The sequence below is a fragment of the Pseudomonas sp. Irchel s3a12 genome (assembly GCF_900187485.1).
Classification (GTDB): Bacteria; Pseudomonadota; Gammaproteobacteria; order Pseudomonadales; family Pseudomonadaceae; genus Aquipseudomonas; species Aquipseudomonas neuropathica.
Window position 1 is genome coordinate 227,293 of sequence record NZ_FYDN01000011.1, and the last position, 18,121, is coordinate 245,413.

An 18,121-nucleotide genomic window follows, 5' to 3' on the forward strand; every position below is an offset into this window, starting at 1 on the left:
TATGAACACCTCTGTCACCGATTTTCCCCGCAAGCCCCCCACCAACGCCGCCTCACTTTTTGATGCCGCTTCAACTTTAATCCGCATGCGGGAGGTGGAAGGCATTGTGGGGATGAAGCGTTCGACCATCTACAAACTGATGCAGCGCACCGACTGCGGCTTTCCGCAGCCCGTCAAACTGAGCAATAGCAACGCACGCGGCGCCCCTGTCGCCTGGGTCCTTTCCGAAGTTCAAGCGTGGGCGCGCAGCCGCATCGAGGCACGTGATCAGGTGGCTGCATGAGCCACAAGACTGCAAACAACGCTTTGATGCACCCCTTTTCCGTGTTGCGTCGGATCGGTTTCTCATCTCGCGTCATGCAGCGTCTTGAACGCTACCGCAGCCAGCAGGACAGGCAAGGTCGCGTTGTCAGCGTGCTCAGCTGGGCCGACGGCACCTGGTGCGCCCTCTCCCTCCATTGCGAAAAGACCAGAGCCGTTGTCGTCGACGAAGGCCAGCAGGTCGAGGCTTACGAAGACGCCCGCTCCATGCTCAACGGCGGATTCCTGCCCCTTCTCTCCCTGCGCTGGGAAGCCCATGCCTGAAACGAAAACGCCTCCGGGGGCGATCCGGAGGCGTTGAGGTCAATCTACATGCCCGAACAATTTATGCCGCACCTGAAAAATCCGCAAGCCATCAGCGCAGTTGCACTTTCGAAACACGGACGTTACTCTCTGGCCGTCGCTGCAAATTCAGCGACCGGGTTTGGCGACCCGAGTTACTTGGCGCACAGGCGCCCCATCCGACAGCAGGCGCTTTTTTTGTGCCCGCCGTTTCGTGTTATGGCAGCTGTGCGTGGGAGACCTTCGGGTCTGCCGGGTTCCAAGTTCCCGGTTCGCCAACCTGCGCACAGCTGCCACCCTAAATCGTTTGGCGACGATCAGTGGCAGCTCCATCTTCAAACTTGGAGTGTCACCTATGCCTGCCCTCAATCCGTCCAAAATTCGCGCCGCTGCACACCGTGCAATGGCTCTCGCCGCTTTACACGCCAACTCCAGTCTCGCTACACGCCTCTCCCGCTACAACGCTCACATGGCCAAAGCCCGCGCGCTCGAAACCGCAGGCGGTGCCCAATGAACAACGCCCTGAGTTTTGCCCTGCCCGAAGATCTGCTCTGCGTGAATCCAACCGCAGAAGCCGGCGTACCTATCGACGCCATCACCTGCGCCATCGACCGCGCTGACTCGGTACTCACGCTGCTGGAAGATCACTTCGAAAACGAATCCTCACGCCTTGCCAATCACGTCATTGCCGCCGTCCTCTGGGACGTGCGCGGCACCCTCGGTTTGATCAAAACGCTGGCCATGCACGGTGACACCACCTCAACACCTGCGGTGCAGAAAGGCGGTGCGCTATGAACATTTCCACCACGCCGGGCCACGCTACCTTTTCTCGCGTCAATGCCACCGACCTGAAGCTGTTTCGGGTGAATGCCGGAGTACCCGTCGAAGACGCGCTGGAGATGGTGTCGTTGCTGCAGCATCACGCGAACCAGCTCAGTTTCGACGCGGCCATGAGTGACCACGGCGAGCGCTTCAGTTGGCCCGCCTTGTACCTGGGCGAGATGGCCAAAGCCCTGATCGACGACATCAACGATGCACTGTTTCTGCCGAGGGCTGACACATGAGCCAACGACCGAACAACGCTAAACGCCCGAGCTTTGCCGACGTGAAATCCGCCGCGCTGAAAGATATTGATCGTGTCTTGTCGCACTGGCTACCCAACGGCAAGCGCGTGGACGGCGGCAAGGAATACACCGCTCCGAATCCGACTCGCAGCGACAAGCGTGCGGGATCGCTCAAGGTCAATTTGAGCAAAGGCACATGGGCGGATTTTGCTACCGGCGATAAAGGCGGCGACTTGATTGATCTGGTGCGGTATCTGGACGGCGACACCGACGTTGAAGCTTGCCACAAACTGGCGGATTGGCTGAACGTTGCACCCGGCGCCGCCAAGATCACAGTCGCCCCGACTAAGCCCAAGGCGCCGACATGGAACGCCATCCAGCCGATCCCGACCGAGGCCATGAACAAGTGCCCGGCCAAGCACCGTGAACACGGTGTGCCGTCCAAGGTATGGATCTATCGTGATGCACAGGGTCAGCCGCTCATGGCGCTGTATCGCTTCGACCTCGGCCCGGATGAGGACGGCAAGCCGAAGAAGGTCTTTGCACCGCTGACGTGGTGTCAGCGCTCTGATGGTCAAACCACGCAGTGGCGCTGGCAGGGTCTGCCGGATCCCCGTCCGCTGCTGCACCTTGATGAACTAGCCCAGCGCGCTGACACACCAGTGGTTGTGTGCGAAGGCGAGAAAGCGGCCGATGCCGCCGCCGAGCTGTTGCCGACCTATGTCGCCACCTGCTGGCCGAACGGCTCCAACTCCTGGCACAAAGCTGACCTGACACCGTTCAAGGGACGAGACGTGGTGTTGTGGCCGGACAACGACGACAGCGGAAAAGCCTGCATGAACACCGTCGCCGAGAAGCTGAGCGAAATCGGCGCCGCGTCGGTCCGGTTCATCGAGCTGGAGGTGTTCAAACGCAAGCCTACGTTGAAGAACGACCACGCTGCATTCGCCAAAGGTGGTCAATGGGATGACGGCGACGATGCCGCTGACGCACTCGGCAAAGGCTGGACCGCCGGCCATTTCGCCAAACTGGAAACTAGTGGCGAGCTGTTCAGTGTGATCGAAGAAAAACCGGTAGTTGCCCAGGTGGAACCCAAGCCAGAACCGGAGCCAGAAGCGAAACCCAAAGCAGCAGCCAAGCGCCCGGCAAAATCGAAAACCGACTTGATGCTCGGTGGCTTTCGCCTGACGTCCGAAGGTGTGTTTTATGCCGGCGATGACGGTGAAGCACGCCCGGTGTGTTCGCCGCTGGCAATCCTTGCGCGCACCCGTGACGAGAAGGGTCACAACTGGGGTTTGCTGGTCGAGTTCGACGACCCCGACGGCACCAAGAAACGCTGGAACATTCCGGCGCGCACTATGACCGGCGACTTCGGCAAGGACGTACTCGGCCCGCTGGTGGACATGGGGTTGCGTCTGGCCGGCAGTCGCTCGGGGCGCAACGCACGCAACGATTTGCAGAGTTATCTGGGCGGCTTCGACAGCGCGCAACGTGCGCGTCTGGTCACCCGTTTGGGTTGGCATGACAACGCCTTTCTGTTGCCCGAGCAGCAGGTCGGCATGCACGCGGAACACCTGCACTTCTACGAGGCCGGCGCCCAGCTTCCGCCGATCAGCGAAGCGGGCACGCTGGATCAATGGCAACAGCAGATCGGCGCGTTGTGCATCGGCAACCATCGCTTGGCGTTTGTCGTCGGAGTGGCCTTCGCCGGCCCCCTGCTGCACATGCTCGGCCACGAATCGGGCGGATTTCACCTCTACGGCGACAGCTCCGGCGGCAAGACTACGCACCTGCAAGTTGCCGCTTCGATCTACGGCGGGCCGCGTCTGGTGCGCTCGTGGCGCTCGACCGACAACGCACTGGAGTCGATCGCTGCCGCGCATTCCGACGGGCTTCTGGTGCTCGATGAAATCGGCATGTGTGATGCCCGCATCATCGGCGAGACGGTGTACATGCTCGGCAACGGCACCGGCAAGGCACGAGCCAATGATCGAGGCCAAGCGGGCCGGCAGGTGCAGGAATGGCGTCTGCTTTTTCTCTCCACCGGCGAGAAGACATTGGCCCAGCACATGGCCGAAGCCAACAAGGAACTAAAAGCCGGTATGGAGGTGCGCATGCTCGCCGTCCCGGCCGATGCCAGCAAAGGCCTTGGCATGTTCGACACGCTCAACGGTTTCGAAGATGCGGCAGCACTGTCCGATGCACTCAAGGCGCGGGTGGCGAACTACTACGGCACACCGCTCACCGCCTTTCTGACCGCGCTGTGCGAACCCGGCAAGCGCCACGGCTGGGCCGCAATCTTGCGCCGCACGCTGGAAGGCTTCATTGCCAAGTCGCTCCCTGCATCCGCGAGTGGACAGGCACACCGTGCCGCAGCGCGCTTCGGCCTCGCCGCCGCAGCAGGCGAGCTGGCCACAGCGATGGGCATCACCGGTTGGCCGGACGGCACGGCTACCACAGCCGCTCGCGTGTGCTTAAACGCATGGCTCCACGAGCGCGGCGGCGCCGGAAACTTCGAGGGCGATGCGATTTTGGCGCGGCTGCGCCAGGTGATCGAGCGCTTCGGCGAAAGCCGCTTTACCCGCTGGGAATCGGCGGCAGCGAAGATCGACGAACACGGCCCGCGCACCATCGACCGCCTCGGCTTTCGCAAGACGCTGGAGCACGGCATGGGCGACACCATGCACACCACCAACACCTACTACGTGCTGACCGAGGCATGGCGCTCCGAGATCTTTCGCGGCATGAACCTCACGGCAGTGAACAAGGAACTGTTGCAACGCGGCGTGCTGGAACCGAGCAGCGACGGCAAGGCGTCGAGTCTGGTGCGGCTACCCGGCCTCGGGCAGCAACGCTGCTACATCGTGAAGGCTATTCCAGAACCGGATGACGGCGAGGCTCGGGCCGCCTGAGGGCATCCCCGCTGATCGAGGTAACGCCGGCTTATTCCCGGCCTCGCCAGCCGCTCATTCAACCCAAACCCATTTTTTGAAGGAACAAGACGAATGAAAGAATCCCAAACCTCCACCGAACAGCACGAACTGCTAGCCAGCAATCCAGATGCTCATGAGACAGGGCTTTCACCTGCCGTAGCAGCCACAGGCGAAGTGATTAGCGTATGTGAAAAGAAGCGAGTGTTGATGGGCGAAATCGCAGAGTGGACCACCCGCCGCGATAGCCTCCTGAGGGAGGCAGCAGAGCACTACGTGCAAATAGCTCCATTGGAAGCGCTCTTGGAAAACGAGGAGGAACTCGATGCAGATCGACTGTATGAAATTCGAAAACAGTACAACACCCTCAAAATTCCTTACGACTCCTGCAAGACACGCGCTAGCCATGCAGACGCTCGAATTCGACGACGTGAACAGCTGCTCAATCAGGAAATCCTGATGGCGGGCTACGTCGAATCGATGACGAACTGGAAAGCCGACGAACAAGAGCTCAACGAGAAACGCGACAGCCTCAGCACCCGCTTGGCGCAGATCCAGCAGCAGGCAGAAGAGGACATGGCCAAGGCTCGGCAAGCCGAAACCGATGCAGCGACCGCCTATGCACAAGCCGTGGCCTGGGGCGACACGGAGGGTGAGAAGACCGCCAATGCCGATGCCCAGAAAGCTGCAAAGAATCTGGCGACTGCGAGCGAGCACCATCGTCGGCAACTTCTGATCATTGCCGCGCTGGAGCAGGAGCTGGTGATCGTAGATCAACATATCGACGAGGCACAGAAGGAACACAAAGCCATCGAACGACAGGCGTTGCACTTGGCACGGACTGTTCTCGAAGAACAGTGGAACGAAAAAGCTCAAGAGTTATTGGAGATGGGCGGCAAGCTCTGGTCTGCCATCAATCTTGTTGGTGGCGACCAAATTACTCTTAGAAAACTGGTAATTCCTGAGGAAGGCGAAAACTTCCACAACTGGAACAGTACAGATCTGTGGGAGCGCGCCGCCAAATACTCAATCCAAGAAGTTCTCTCGCTGTAACCCACCAAGCTGCCCGAAACAGCCTACCGATGTAGGCTGTTTAAAAATCCATCAGGACCACGATCATGATCACTCCAATACAAAGCAGTGCCAACTGGACAGACACCTTGAAGGCGCGAAAAAACCACCTGACCGCGCTGATGAAAATTGTGGACATCAAAACCGGTAAGGTCTCGAATGTCCAGACACTGACCGTCAACTTGATCAAGAACGAAATGAGCTACATCGAAGACCAGTTGAAGGGGCGAAAGTGAGCTGAACTCCGTGCTGTAATACACTTCAGATAGATATCGCTAAAACACAAACAACACAAGGAATGCACATGTCCAAACTTGCCGAATACCGTCAGCTTGAAAAACACCTCGCAGAACAGCTCCAGGCGTTGGAAGCACTAAAGAGCGACGGAGCGCTGAAAAAGGAAATTGAGTTCGAAACGAAGCTACGCGAGCTGCTTAATCAGTACGGTTTCAGCCTAAAGCACATCATCAATCTGCTTGACCCGCAGAGCAGCTCGCGCCGCCAAGCGCCTGCCCAAGCGACCGCTACTCGCAAGCCTCGCCAGCTGAAGACTTACAAAAACCCACACACCGGCGAAGTGGTTGAAACCAAAGGCGGCAATCACAAGACGCTGAAAGAGTGGAAAACCAAGCACGGAGCCGACGAGGTTGAGAGCTGGTTGAAAAAATAAAGTCGCTTCACCTGAAAAAGGGCCCGTCCGGGCCCTTTTTAGTTACCTTCAGCTCCAATTACGTCCTTCTCCACCTTACTCTTTAAAGCCTCGCAAACCCTGCGACGAGCTCCAAGCTTTGACGGTTCTCAGAATGCCTTTCGGCGAATCGTCCTCGCCGTCTTTTGGATAATAAATCCAGTCAGAGGCCGCAGGATTGCCAGTCACCTCAATGAAATTTTCCAGCAACTCGTCCTGATAATCTTCGGTGCCCGCGGCGCTGCAGATTTCTCTGATCAGTTCGAGAAACTCGCTCTCCGAGTATTCGGAAAGGCTGCTTTTGAGTGCGATCATTTCGAGCTCCGGTGTGTATCAATAAGGCCTTTAGGTGCCAAAGCGCTGAGGTTGTCGACATCGTAAACCTCGCCACCTTCGGAAACTGGAACCCCGTGGTGAAGCTCAAAGGATCGAAGCTTAACCGCTGCATTGAGTTAGTCGAATGATGGCATATGCCCAAACCGAGGCAAAATGCGCCTCATGCGCCAACCATCTAAACACTGGCGGTTCTCGGCTCAATATGACGCCCGCGGAGGTCTGCTTTCGGCCAGAAGCGGACACTAGGCGATGGCTGTCGCCGGCCATTCCGTAGCGGATCTAGCTGAAGTATTGTGAGCAGACGGCTAACGAAGGGTCACAGCTAATCAAGGTCTTTGGTAGCCTTACTGAATGCTTCGGTCATACCGTCGATCAACTCCTCATGGCTCTTGCTCAGCACCTTGAGACGCTGGTATTGCTTGATCCAGAGAAAGATCCCCCCACCCAGGACGCTAGTCGTCGATGTGAGAACAAACCACCGTGGGTACGAGATAGGGTCTGTAGCCCATCCTCCAGTTGACGCTCATGCCTCACCTAATGTTGCACCGAGCCCGTCAAATGCCCCTTTTCCGAGGTAGTACGCCAGGAAAGTGCAGAAAACCGGTGGAGCCCAATGATGAAAGATTTTCCATAGTTTCTGCATAGCAGATTTATTCGACAATGTTGATTCCTTGCAACGGTAACTTGTCTGTAAATGATGCCAGTTATGAAGTAGCTAGCGCCACTCAACTGACTGCAAAAGCTCTGCCGTGAAAGGCTGCTTTGGGCCGATTTTAGCCGGCTCCAACAGGCAACTATTGGCCGATTGCTGCCGTTCGCGACCGTCGGCTTTCGGCCAATATCGGTCGACGGAGTCGACTACGGCTGTTCCATTATTTCTAATCCCCCTAGCGTCCCGCTCCACTGTCATATCGGTATACCCACTGGCTTTTAGCTAGGAACGACGTTTAGGGCGACTGTATCCGGTTTGTTCTAGAAGTTTACTAGCCTCGTGAATGTCCAGTGGGTACCTGTCTGGGTCCATTAGATCGGTGTAGAACTCTGCGCAACCGCCAACTACATGACCGCTCCAGATTGACACCTCTCTATTTTCTCTGCGAAATAATTGAAGAAAGAAACGTTTAAAGCCAGATACTAGAGAAAAATTAGACCTGTAAGGATTACCCTTGCTCATATAGTCAGCCCAATTTAGCCTAATTGGAAGGCGAAACCCTTCCATTCTAGTGGATAGATCTAAAATGATATTAAACGTCAAAAACTCTATTCTAACCCCTAAAAGATCCTGCACTAAAATCCTATTCAATACATTATTTCGTCCTTCGTCGGTATTGTATAAGCTAGTCCATATACCTTTTTGTGACGACTGAACCACGACAATGTGAGCGCGTTGAATAGAGCCGGAATTATCAACGACTATTGCATATTCTGCTGCGCACGGTTGACGATCATTGCCAGCATAAAAAATTTGCTTCACAGGATAATCTCACTCTCTAAGCAGTCAACTCAAAAAAGCCACGAGCTTGCTTCCGAATTTCGTATTTTGTTTTGACAGGCAACTATCCGCACTTAGAATCATTTCAAGCTGCTTTACTTCGACCAACCCCTTTTGGTAAAGATCACTCCATATGCTGTCGAGAATTTCATGATTTGCAATTAGTTCGGGCATAGCGCTTGCAATAATCTGAGATAGCGATACTGTGGTTTGGTATGGCTTAACACGATTGTTCTCAGTAAACCACCGCTCAGGATCTTCGAAAAGCTTTAGCAGTCTAATGTGAGAAACTGTGCACACGTCTACGAAATTAAGGAATATCTGTCGATAATCATCACTTGGGCATGTAGGTAACGCAGAATTTATTACGGCATTCCGCAATGCTTCAAGCTTTTCTGCCTGATGGTTCCTTAGTGAGATATTGCACACTTCTGCAACCGTACTTACAAACGCTTCATTTTCCTGTAGTCCTGCTTCCGTTACAAGTCCTTGCTCTATGAGGTCGTTTAGAGCTGCTCCAATCGCAAGCATTGTTTCTGTGCGACGCTTATTTAAAGGAGCCTCAAGTAAAGAATTGAAAATTTCCAACAACGGACTTCCCACAACGGGTATTGCTCCTACGGCAGCTCTTCCAATGCGGTGTAGCTTCTCATCAATTGGTTCGACTTTTGGATCAATCGCTTCAAGATTAATTTTTTCCATGATTAGTAAATCCTTGATTTTTCATATAAGCGGATGCTAAATATTAATTTTAGTTCCTGTTGTCTAGCATATCAATTTCACCCAGCTCAAGGTAGTCACTTGCAGTGAGGGCCAAGCGCGTGATAACAAACTTGGTGTATTCAAGCCTACCGTGTACAGATTTATCTAAAGCGACTGACGCAAAGTAACTTTTGGTAAAAGAACCCGCGAGCTAGGGACACAAAGGAGGAAGGCCCGCTTTCCGAGCCGTCTAGTACCATATGTCCCCTGTTGACCAAAAGCAGCCCTTTGAGGCTGACCGATTTCGGGCCCTGAGTATGAAAAAACGTTTTTCAGCGCGATTGGTGTCCAAAGTAGAACCGCAAATCGCGTTTCTACGCAAAATCCAGGCTTGCAAACCAGCCGATAAATTTCAGATTTGGCATAGAAGTGCCAACTTCAATTTTGGCTCTGCGTTTTTAAGACGCTAGCGACCAGAGGCTGCTAAACGGCCCAAAGCCGACATGCTAGGAGCTGGGGTAGCCTTAGTGAAAAGGTAGAAGAGAGGGCGTCACCATGGAAGCACCAATCGCAAAAAAATATTGCAAATGTGCTATTTTTAGATTTAGGAGGTTTCTAATTATTAGTAGAAGGGGCTGAACCTTTTGAGGCCGGCTAATGATTTACAGCTGATGGTGAGACCACCATCAGCTGTTGTGTTTATTATTTTTCCGCAAACAAGCAAAGTAACGGTATCAGCCTCTCAAAGTAAGTCCATAGCCACAATGAAAAAACCAGAGCCACTGTGATTGCTATATAAGTTTCATACCAAGTAAAAATACTTGTGAGCTTGACAGGTGAGCGTGGCTTTCCGAACACTTCCTGCTCAATTTCGCTCTCGTCGCGCCGGTATTTTAACCATGCCAATATTCCGCCAATCAGCAACGCCACAATCAAAATGGTCAATATTGTAAGCATTAGAATTAAGCAGAGGCTAGATAGTGAGGCAACCTCAAATGTAATAGTATCAGCTTTCAACATTGCAATTACATTATACTGAGCTAGACCTAGCGCTGCGATTGCAACTTGGTAAATTGCGGTGATTTTGAACGTAGCCTCGTTTAACGATTGCTTCCTAGCCAGAATATACTTGTACTTCTCTAACTTAAAGACTTCCTGATTATACATTATACGCCCTCCTTATTCTTCTTCTGTTACACGTCTCTTCCAAGCAAACGGATTGAATATTTTGACTTCTCTCTTCCGAATCACCTCAACAAAGGAAGGACGATCAATATACTCGCTGAGCGATTCTAGGTTGCTGGTTGATAAAAGCCTTTCAATCCAATCTCCCGTAAACTCGTCTCTCGGAATATAATAGCCACGTAGAAGACTATAGACAGTCAAAATGGAAAATACGCTAATTTTATTGTTCGGGCTAGCAGACTCCCATATCTCTCTAATGTATTTTGACAACGGGTCTGATGGATGAAGAAACAACTTCCGATCGGCTATGAACTCACTAAACCCATCTAGATTATGCACCACAACATTATCAGAAACCGCTAGATGTATATAAGCCGGATCTCTCGAGCCTCTGTGGCGATGATTTTCTTGAAGTTGCTGGAACGCTCTTCTCAAAGTTCGATCGATCGAACCGACATCTTGAATAATATCATAATTTGACATCCACCTCGGCTTAGACTGAATTTTCTCCCATTTTATAGATAGTCGGCGAGCATTTTCATTAGCCTCGAATACCACAGGCTCAAACACCTCCCTCACTGTTTCTTCAATATAAGTGTCACCGCCGAAGTTGCAGAATATAGCGCCTTTCGGCAATTCAACGCCACCCTCCTGTAGGTTTGAAAGAACTGAAAAGGCACTAACGTTCTTTTGCGCCTCTCGTACAAACAACTCAACTGAACTAAGCAGCGGAGAATTTATGGTCCAGAAATAATTTTGTTCTTTTAGTTCTCGCATGGAGATATTCTTGCGTTCTCCATCTTCTTCCATAAGTATGTAAGGAATTCTTGCTAACTCATCTTTTAAAACGTGTGGCTGCGATGCATTTTCCGCAATTTTTGTCAGGGGGTATGCTATAAATGGTGCTTGCTCTACAGCTCGGGATAAAGAATATTCTAAGCTCTGTGATAACCTGTCAACCTCACTAATAACATGCTTTGAATAAAGTTTATATATTTTCTTAAGCGTTTCTCTGTACTCGCTTGTGTCTTCTAGGGCCGAGCGCGCAACGTTAGTTTTAGGAGCCCCCTTACCAACAATATTGGCCACCGACAAAATTTTATTATTTTTAAAACCTGGAGAAGTGAACTCGACACCTACCCCCTCTACACAGGTCGCTATGATAGGTCTCAAGTCGTCATAGCTTGAATAGTGGCGCTCAGGTGCAGCGCTAAAGCTCCAGTCTTTAAAAAGCTCATCACGTTCTACGACAAAAGCTAGAGTTACACCGTCGTCAGTGACTTCTCTAACCTCATGAATTTCTCTTGATATCGAAAAATATTTTGACTCATCAATAAAGTATTCGAGAGCTTGCTTCGGCGAGTCGTATCCAATTTTGACTGCGTCATCTGAATCGATTTTTACGTAAACATCACATCGAGGAAAAAGTAACCACATTCGTGCCACCTGTAGCACGTCCCCTATTTTTGCAGTAGAACGTAGTTTCAATCTCACTCTCGATCCGTGAGGGAATACTCCAATCTCATCTTTCTGAGTAATTTTATCCAGAAGCTTAATCAAGTATTTTCCGTGAACCGACCTGAGCGAGATTTGTCTAGCATGATCATCCTCTAGACTGCAAGTTGTAATCTCAACATTATCAGCAACCATAAATGCGGATAAAACACCAATCCCGAATCGACTGATTGATGAAAATTCCGGGTAACTTTCTTTAAATTTCGGATCTTGATAACGTGAAGATCCAACCTTAAGTAAATGATCCTCGATAACGACCTGAGACATGCCAGTTCCGTTGTCTCTTACCTCTAAAGTTTTTGTAGCATCATCCCAAGAAATATCTATTCTTCCACCGGTGCTACTCGGCTGCGGCGTTGAATATTGAAGGCGAACTGCATCGAGCGCGTTTTGTGTCAGCTCCCTGATTACAACGTCAGTATCATTGTAAAGAGTATGGCCGGTAAGCAAATCGAGAATCTTATGCTGATCGAGCTCAAAACCAAAAGACTGGGTTAAAAAACCAACTGCTTCGACACCGTCATCATCGATAAACTTCCAGGGAAAAGTAGGAGGATTAGGTAGCTCGAACTCGGATTTTTTTAAAGCTTCATGACAAGCTGAAAGCTGTGATCTTACATATGCCAAATAACTGGTGAGGCCGAAAAATCCATCCGATTTTTCGAACCTTGCAAAAAACTGTATCGTGTCAGATTGAGCTATATCTGAAGCCTTACCCTCTCTATCTCGACCTGGGGCGGCCCTAATATTTCTGACAGCATTTTGCTTCTGCCATTCAATTTGACTAATCGGATCCTTAGGGCTGATCAGCTGATAAAGTATCGAAGGTGCGCGACCTCTAGTTACTTGAAGAAGGTCGACTGTTCGAAGAATAATAGCGATATATTGTAGATTTACCGTTTCCTCTTTGGAGTCCCCGTAAGGCATTGAAACTTTGTATTTAGAAGTGTCTGAAATATCATCAATAGTATGGCTTTCGCAAAGCATCGCAAGACCTTGCCTAGCTGATGAGTCTAGTTTCCCAATAAGAGATTGAATAGCTGATCTTATGCTTGCAGAAAGTTCATTGTCATCAAGCGAGGATCCCTCGATCCACGCTCGAACACGAGCGCCATGCGTCGCCCTTACAAACTCTTGGTAAAGGATCCTTTCTCGCTCATCCTCAGTTAGCTTGCTTAACTTGTCTTGATATTCGAGGTAGTCGACGTTCGTTATAAACTGCTGAGTCAAATAGCGTTGATAATCAGGGTTTTGTTTTCGCCCCTTGTATTCATTAGTGCTAATCAATAACCCAAGGTCGTGAAAGTATATCGAAAGTGTAAGAAACAGATAGTCGCCAGGGGTCAGCAACTCCTTTGTTGATTTAGGTATGATCCAATCAGCCATTTCCAACATAGCATAGACATGATCAAAGCTATGGGTCGTATATTCGTTATAAAATCCGTATCGTTGCAACTCTGACAATAGCAATCGCACATTATCTCTGACTTCTGTCAGATTTAGAGGAAAAGCTTTTAAGTCGACTGCTTTAGAGGCCAGTCTCTCTATATTTGTTAGGTTATACAATTGTACTTTCCTTGTAATCTATATTATTAAAGCTGCCGCTTTCAGATATCTGTTCAGCAGCCAACATTAACCTTCCGCTGCATGACTCGGCAATCAGATATTGAAAAAAACCAGAGTTAGCTAATCGGGTCTCTAATTGTGCGACAGTTTTTGAGCGTCCATTCGGCGAAACTCCGTGAGCGAAAGCCTACCTTTCAGGCGATCGGGAGTCTCACAGGGCGGTAACTAATGGTCGGAAGCAGTCGTTCCTGAAAGTCCGCTTCTGGCCGAAAGCGGCCTGTTGCTAATGCTGACTAATCGCTCGCACAGCTGGAGGCCTGATGATTAAAGACCGCTAACCGCATCTATTGGGCAGGCCGGGAGCGGGAGCACTTGTCCTTCTGCATCATTGGCATGAACTCGCTCATTCATTTCTCATGCATCAGAAGCGTTACACCGGATAGCAGAGTTACACGCCTCACGACTGGTGTACGAAGTCGGTGTAACTTACTAAATACTAAATAAATACAACAACTTACGAATACTCGTTACACGAGTTACACGAGTTACACCACATTTGGAGGGATGTATCCCCCGCACCCCGAAAGCATCAAGCCCACCAGCGAACGTCAGGTGTGTATCCCTCCGTGTGCCTGGGGCCCCTGAGGTTTTCCTTTAGACACGGGGTCGGAAACCCGCAGTACCTTGTTAGCGGGAGAACTCCCAGCTTAGTGAACAGGTGAACCCGGTGAACTGCCGGTTCACCTGTGCATTTGCCCTATGGAATGACCTATCTGAGGTGACCATTACCGAAACGGTAATGGTGGCTGTTTTTCGATGTGTTTCTTTCAATTTCAATGACTGAAATTTCAGTAACTCTTGAGTTCTCCCACTAACGAAGCCCCGCGGGTTTCCGACCCCGTGTCCTTTAGATAGTCCCAGGGTCCCCGGCGGCTTTCTGGCGACTGATTGCTTTCCGCCATGCTGCAGCTAACCTCCATCACTGCTAGCCATCGCGATTTCCGCCAGTACGGCACACATGGTTAGAACTCTTGAGTCATTACCGATCCGACACACGGAAGCGAGGACTAGCAAATGCCATCATTTATCGTGAATAGAAACGTTCAAGCTAATGGCGACTACGAAGTGCACAACACGACGACTGGCTGTCAGTTCATGCCGTTGCCTGCCAATCAGGCATCGCTGGGAAGTCATACATCGTGCGCTGGTGCTGTAAGCGCCGCTCGAGCGGCTAACCCCACCCTAAGGATTAATGGTTGTTACTATTGCTGCAATCCTTGCCACACCAGCTAGATTCTCGACTACCGATAGGGGATTTTTAGCCTGTATCTGAGATTGTGCGATCATAGGGCCAAGCAAGCTGTATCCCTACGTGTATCCCGAACCGTGAAATCTGGCTGTAGGCCACGGATTACATGGAAGACTACAGTCTCCCTCGGACACCAAAATTAAGAAAGGTCTTGCTTAGCAAGGCCTTTTTTTTCGTCTCCCGAAAAGTGGACGCGCAATGCTGAAAGCTCACCACTGCGCGGGTCGCACGTGACATTGCGCGGACTCAGGTGTCGGAGTCGGTTTTAGGCTCAGCCTGAGCACTCCCCCCAAACAACCGCGCCGCTATCGCCCGCCCCCGCTCCAGCCCCTCCTCCGTCAACCAGACCGACTTGTTCCTGTTCACCGGGTTACTGATGAAACCCTGCTCATGCAATCGGTTCATGATCTCGAAGTCGAACCCTTTCCAGGCATTGCCGTCGTCGGAACTGAGTGCTGCCAACAAGGCAAGCACGGCGTCTTCCATCAGTTTGTCGTCGTATTCCATGGTCGTCACTCCATTCGTATCCAACAGTTAACGTCGAGTGTGTGAAGGCTCACCATAATACTCGCCGGCATCCGATGGAAATGCCGCTCAATCCCGTGAAGGTTATTGATCGGCTTCAGTGTGCCCGGCCTCGCCTTTGGGCTGCACTTGTTGATCCCGCTCCGTATAATCCCGCCACTCTGAAGGCAGCCCAGCGCATCTTGCACCTAACGGTGGCTGCCTCCAGTCATCAACTCTCACACTGACGGACGTCGCTAAAGGCACCCCATGGAAACGTCACTGGAAACAGTCGCCCTTTTCTCCCTCAAACTTGCTTACGAGGAAGAAGGCCTGAGCCCGATTCTGCGGGACGACATGGTCATGGGTGATTACCAGAAAGACATTTTCGAGCTATTGGTGCGGCGCGGGGATGTCGAGACTATTCAGTTCAAGATGAATGAATGCCTGGGCTTGGCGATGAATGCCTTGGGCGGTGTCGAGAAACCGCTGGGGCGTGAGTTGCACAAGTTGTCAGCCGAGTTCAGCGAGGCGCGTTCGCTGGAGCAGCTGGATCAGCCGCTCCTTGCGCTCAAGGGCTATTTGAAAGACATCTTGTGAAGGGCTGAGCCGTTACAGCAGATGCTTCGAGATGTACTTGGAAATCTCCACCATCGACGTCTTCCCGGTGAATTCGAACTTCACCTTCCCCAGTGACGAGAAGTAAATCTCCAGCTCCGAATCCAGATCGAACGTGCCCGAGGTTTCCACCGAGTACGCGACGATGTTCTTGTACGGCAAGGAAGTGAAATCCTTCTTGCTGCCGGTAATGCCCTGAACGTTGACTGCGATGATGCGTTTGTTGGTAAACACCACGCCGTCACGCATGGCCTTGTAAGAGTCGATCACTTCCTCGCCGTCGAGCAACAGCGCGCTTACGCGTTCGGCGTATTCATCGTTCTGCTTTAGTTTGAAGAAGCCTTTGTTGTTGAAGTCGATCATCTGTCCATCCTCATCTTCAAGAAAACATCCCGGTATTTCTTTGGTTCAACGACGGGCCTTCAGCACGCGGATATCGGTTGGGAACCCGTCGGCGCCGACAAGTTTTTTCCAGCCCAGATACTGAAACTCGCCCCTCTCATCAATGTAATCGCCCTTCTCCACTGATCGGCCGCCAACCACAGCGACACGTTTAACTTCGCCACAGCCGCCGTCAGAAGGCCGAACCGTATAGATGACATACGGCTTCACGTATTGCGTGGCGCGGAAGTATTGGCCGCAGATTTCGTCGACGGTGATCAGCATGGTTTTCAGGCGTGCTTCGCCGTCGGTGTCTTCGTGCAGTTTCAGGAAAGATATATCACCGACATCGCTGTAGCCGAGGGAGCGGGCGCGTTGGTAGGCGGGGGAGTTCTGGTGGGCGATGCGGCCTTCCTCGGCAGCACCTTGCATTTTTGCGGCGAACTCGGCTTTGCCTTGGGCGATCATCGCTTCAGCCTGGCCCGCTACGTTTTCGCATTGTGCAAATTCTCGGGAGCCTAGGTGATTGGGCGTCAGGTTCGAGCGGTGTTCATTCATGGTTCGCAGGTTGCTTTCCAATGCAAACATCACGTCGTAGGCCGTGGTGCGACCGCTCTGCACGTCGGCCATTTTTTCCTGCACGCGCTGGCAGTTGCCGGCGTAATACTTCCAGCTGTTTTCCGGGTGTTCTTGCACGGCGGCGAGTGCTGGGGCCATTGTAGCGGCGAGTGTGATTGCGCAGAGCAGGCGCAAGCAATGGGTACTGACTGGCATGGGTAGTCCGTTACGGAGATGGGCAGTGGCGCGACGCTACTATTTTGCTATCTTGCCGTCCACTGCCAGTAACGAGGTCGCCAGCGCCTCGATGGAATCGATTTTCAGAGGGAGAAACACCTTGATGGCCGTGTTGTACTTTTTCGTCTGGGCAGCCGTTTGGGCTTGGGTCGTGCAGACCCGTGGTGCCTGGAACCTGATCCTCGCCAACCTGGCGGGTGCCGCCAGCGGCTTTATCGTAGCGATGATTTTTTCGGTGGTCTGTTCAGGCCTTTTCCCGGCGCACGTGCCTCCCTCACCCGAGAATCTGGCCAGTAGCGTGCTGCAAGTGATGACAACGTTCGGCGTGCTTGCGGGCGTCTGGATGTGGCTGGTCAGGCGGCCTCAGCCCGAGCATCCGCTGGCTCGCCAACTGTTCGCCGCGATCTGTGGCTTGGCTGCAGGTGTGACGACGCTGGCGTTTTTCGCGCTTAATTTTCACTGAGCGCCGCTATCGTCACTGGCATTACACGTCTGTTTTGTTATCTTGCCGCCCATCGTCAGCGTTCACCTTGGGCGTGCGTTGATTTCAGGTTTGGAAGGTTTAAGGAAAGGATCAAATGGAGTTTCTGCGTTTTCTGGCGATTGTCGCGGTTTGGGGGTTCATGTGGCGCTGGGTGGTCAAGAACCGTGGCAGCTGGAATATTTTCTACGGCAACATCGTCGGCGCAGCGGGTGGTTTCATTGTCGCGATGGTCGTGCTGTCGATCACGTTGTCGTTGTTTCCTTCGTCGCATGACTACGAACCGGCGCAGGCTGAAAACACGCAAGTCATCGAGCCGACCTCTCTATTGCCTGAAGCCGAGGCAGTCACACCCGCTGCCGAACTGAAGGATGCGCCGGCTTTTGCTGCCATCGAGCCGGATGACAAGCCCTCTCCCGCCGACTCCGCATTGTTGCCGAACTACGCCAGCCGGGCGCCGAAATCTATCGGGTTACAGACCGTGCTGGATCAAAGCGACTATGACGGGCGCATGGCCCTGGCAGCGCTGAACAAGAAATTGCGCGGCGACGCCCAAGCCGACAAGTCGATGATTGCGTATGTCATGTGCAGCCCGTTTGTGACCAGCACGTTGCGCTTCCCCGCTTCGGCGCGGTTTGCTGACAGCAAGGCGCTGGTCAGCCACCGCTTCAAGGATCAGGTCTACACCTTCAACAACACCGTCACCGCGCGCAACATGAACGGCGACGATGTCACTTACCGTTTCGATTGCTCCGTGCAAGAGCAGCCGCGAGTTGACGCGCTGCCTGCGCAATGGCGTTTGTTGGCGCTGAAAGTGCAAAAAGCCGACTCTTAAGGCTTATTTAAGGGTTCAAGGCGCCGCCTGCGCTATCATCGCCGGC

The 18,121-nt window shown here is 52.3% G+C and carries 18 protein-coding genes and 1 pseudogene; 11 read left to right on the plus strand and 8 right to left on the minus strand.

Annotated features, from left to right (window positions below):
• Position 1 precedes the first annotated feature (1 nt).
• From CKW14_RS19795 to CKW14_RS19830, 8 genes are all read left to right on the plus strand, one after another.
• Positions 2–283 (plus strand): AlpA family transcriptional regulator, encoded by a 282-nt coding sequence (locus CKW14_RS19795; RefSeq protein ID WP_095125912.1) that lies wholly within the window; start codon positions 2–4, stop codon positions 281–283.
• On the plus strand, positions 280–585 hold the full coding sequence (locus tag CKW14_RS19800; protein ID WP_095125913.1) for a hypothetical protein: 306 nt from the start codon (positions 280–282) through the stop codon (positions 583–585). The genes CKW14_RS19795 and CKW14_RS19800 overlap by 4 nt, the downstream gene beginning before the upstream one ends.
• Before the next feature lie 528 nt (positions 586–1,113).
• Positions 1,114–1,398 carry a hypothetical protein gene (locus CKW14_RS19805; RefSeq protein ID WP_025109233.1) on the plus strand — a complete coding sequence of 95 codons (285 nt, stop codon included), beginning with the start codon at positions 1,114–1,116 and terminating at the stop codon, positions 1,396–1,398.
• Positions 1,395–1,667, plus strand: coding sequence for a DUF3077 domain-containing protein (locus CKW14_RS19810; RefSeq protein ID WP_095125914.1), 273 nt, complete (start codon positions 1,395–1,397; stop codon positions 1,665–1,667). The genes CKW14_RS19805 and CKW14_RS19810 overlap by 4 nt, the downstream gene beginning before the upstream one ends.
• Entirely contained in the window at positions 1,664–4,579 is a 2,916-nt protein-coding gene (locus CKW14_RS19815) for a DUF927 domain-containing protein (RefSeq protein ID WP_095125915.1), read from the plus strand. The genes CKW14_RS19810 and CKW14_RS19815 overlap by 4 nt, the downstream gene beginning before the upstream one ends.
• A 93-nt stretch (positions 4,580–4,672) precedes the next feature.
• A complete protein-coding gene (locus tag CKW14_RS19820) occupies positions 4,673–5,650 on the plus strand; it encodes a chromosome segregation protein SMC (RefSeq protein WP_371857754.1) in 978 nt (325 codons plus the stop codon).
• A gap of 65 nt (positions 5,651–5,715) precedes the next feature.
• A complete protein-coding gene (locus CKW14_RS19825; RefSeq protein ID WP_095125916.1) occupies positions 5,716–5,904 on the plus strand; it encodes a hypothetical protein in 189 nt (62 codons plus the stop codon).
• A gap of 68 nt (positions 5,905–5,972) precedes the next feature.
• Entirely contained in the window at positions 5,973–6,338 is a 366-nt protein-coding gene (locus tag CKW14_RS19830) for a histone-like nucleoid-structuring protein, MvaT/MvaU family (protein ID WP_095125917.1), read from the plus strand.
• 75 nt (positions 6,339–6,413) lie between these two features.
• Here CKW14_RS19830 and CKW14_RS19835 read toward each other — a convergent pair whose 3' ends face one another.
• The 6 genes and pseudogenes from CKW14_RS19835 to CKW14_RS19865 all read right to left on the minus strand — a co-directional run bounded on the left by CKW14_RS19835 (position 6,414) and on the right by CKW14_RS19865 (position 14,968).
• Positions 6,414–6,671, minus strand: coding sequence for a bacteriocin immunity protein (locus tag CKW14_RS19835; protein WP_095125918.1), 258 nt, complete (start codon positions 6,669–6,671; stop codon positions 6,414–6,416).
• Positions 6,668–6,781 (minus strand): annotated as a pseudogene (locus tag CKW14_RS30510) (colicin); the annotation flags it as partial. The gene CKW14_RS19835 and the pseudogene CKW14_RS30510, both read right to left, overlap by 4 nt.
• A 1,409-nt stretch (positions 6,782–8,190) precedes the next feature.
• On the minus strand, positions 8,191–8,886 hold the full coding sequence (locus CKW14_RS19845) for a hypothetical protein (RefSeq protein ID WP_095125920.1): 696 nt from the start codon (positions 8,884–8,886) through the stop codon (positions 8,191–8,193).
• 702 nt (positions 8,887–9,588) lie between these two features.
• Positions 9,589–10,053 (minus strand): hypothetical protein, encoded by a 465-nt coding sequence (locus CKW14_RS19850; RefSeq protein ID WP_095125921.1) that lies wholly within the window; start codon positions 10,051–10,053, stop codon positions 9,589–9,591.
• Between the two features lie 12 nt (positions 10,054–10,065).
• Complete coding sequence (locus CKW14_RS19855; protein ID WP_095125922.1) at positions 10,066–13,152, minus strand: ATP-binding protein; 3,087 nt, start codon at positions 13,150–13,152, stop codon at positions 10,066–10,068.
• 1,555 nt (positions 13,153–14,707) lie between these two features.
• Complete coding sequence (locus CKW14_RS19865; protein WP_095125924.1) at positions 14,708–14,968, minus strand: DUF6429 family protein; 261 nt, start codon at positions 14,966–14,968, stop codon at positions 14,708–14,710.
• Between the two features lie 267 nt (positions 14,969–15,235).
• Here CKW14_RS19865 and CKW14_RS19870 point away from each other — a divergent pair, with 267 nt between their 5' ends.
• The gene (locus CKW14_RS19870) at positions 15,236–15,565 is read left to right on the plus strand and encodes a hypothetical protein (RefSeq protein ID WP_095125925.1); all 330 of its coding nucleotides are present in this window, start codon (positions 15,236–15,238) and stop codon (positions 15,563–15,565) included.
• Between the two features lie 12 nt (positions 15,566–15,577).
• Here CKW14_RS19870 and CKW14_RS19875 read toward each other — a convergent pair whose 3' ends face one another.
• Entirely contained in the window at positions 15,578–15,946 is a 369-nt protein-coding gene (locus CKW14_RS19875) for a PH domain-containing protein (RefSeq protein ID WP_034156100.1), read from the minus strand.
• 45 nt (positions 15,947–15,991) lie between these two features.
• The gene (locus CKW14_RS19880) at positions 15,992–16,738 is read right to left on the minus strand and encodes a hypothetical protein (protein WP_095125926.1); all 747 of its coding nucleotides are present in this window, start codon (positions 16,736–16,738) and stop codon (positions 15,992–15,994) included.
• A 25-nt stretch (positions 16,739–16,763) separates the two neighbouring features.
• On the opposite strand from CKW14_RS19880, the gene CKW14_RS19885 reads away from it, so the two are divergent.
• Positions 16,764–17,222 carry a hypothetical protein gene (locus tag CKW14_RS19885; protein ID WP_256587258.1) on the plus strand — a complete coding sequence of 153 codons (459 nt, stop codon included), beginning with the start codon at positions 16,764–16,766 and terminating at the stop codon, positions 17,220–17,222.
• A gap of 115 nt (positions 17,223–17,337) precedes the next feature.
• A complete protein-coding gene (locus CKW14_RS19890; RefSeq protein WP_095125927.1) occupies positions 17,338–18,075 on the plus strand; it encodes a hypothetical protein in 738 nt (245 codons plus the stop codon).
• Positions 18,076–18,121 lie beyond the last annotated feature (46 nt).

Bases quoted from the DNA above. Each gene is read 5' to 3' on its own strand.
- CKW14_RS19795 (WP_095125912.1), top strand. From the start codon at position 2: ATGAACACCTCTGTCACCGATTTTCCCCGCAAGCCCCCCACCAACGCC.
- CKW14_RS19800 (WP_095125913.1), top strand. From the start codon at position 280: ATGAGCCACAAGACTGCAAACAACGCTTTGATGCACCCCTTTTCCGTG.
- CKW14_RS19805 (WP_025109233.1), top strand. From the start codon at position 1,114: ATGAACAACGCCCTGAGTTTTGCCCTGCCCGAAGATCTGCTCTGCGTG.
- CKW14_RS19810 (WP_095125914.1), top strand. From the start codon at position 1,395: ATGAACATTTCCACCACGCCGGGCCACGCTACCTTTTCTCGCGTCAAT.
- CKW14_RS19815 (WP_095125915.1), top strand. From the start codon at position 1,664: ATGAGCCAACGACCGAACAACGCTAAACGCCCGAGCTTTGCCGACGTG.
- CKW14_RS19820 (WP_371857754.1), top strand. From the start codon at position 4,673: ATGAAAGAATCCCAAACCTCCACCGAACAGCACGAACTGCTAGCCAGC.
- CKW14_RS19825 (WP_095125916.1), top strand. From the start codon at position 5,716: ATGATCACTCCAATACAAAGCAGTGCCAACTGGACAGACACCTTGAAG.
- CKW14_RS19830 (WP_095125917.1), top strand. From the start codon at position 5,973: ATGTCCAAACTTGCCGAATACCGTCAGCTTGAAAAACACCTCGCAGAA.
- CKW14_RS19835 (WP_095125918.1), bottom strand. From the start codon at position 6,671: ATGATCGCACTCAAAAGCAGCCTTTCCGAATACTCGGAGAGCGAGTTT.
- CKW14_RS19845 (WP_095125920.1), bottom strand. From the start codon at position 8,886: ATGGAAAAAATTAATCTTGAAGCGATTGATCCAAAAGTCGAACCAATT.
- CKW14_RS19850 (WP_095125921.1), bottom strand. From the start codon at position 10,053: ATGTATAATCAGGAAGTCTTTAAGTTAGAGAAGTACAAGTATATTCTG.
- CKW14_RS19865 (WP_095125924.1), bottom strand. From the start codon at position 14,968: ATGGAATACGACGACAAACTGATGGAAGACGCCGTGCTTGCCTTGTTG.
- CKW14_RS19870 (WP_095125925.1), top strand. From the start codon at position 15,236: ATGGAAACGTCACTGGAAACAGTCGCCCTTTTCTCCCTCAAACTTGCT.
- CKW14_RS19875 (WP_034156100.1), bottom strand. From the start codon at position 15,946: ATGATCGACTTCAACAACAAAGGCTTCTTCAAACTAAAGCAGAACGAT.
- CKW14_RS19880 (WP_095125926.1), bottom strand. From the start codon at position 16,738: ATGCCAGTCAGTACCCATTGCTTGCGCCTGCTCTGCGCAATCACACTC.
- CKW14_RS19890 (WP_095125927.1), top strand. From the start codon at position 17,338: ATGGAGTTTCTGCGTTTTCTGGCGATTGTCGCGGTTTGGGGGTTCATG.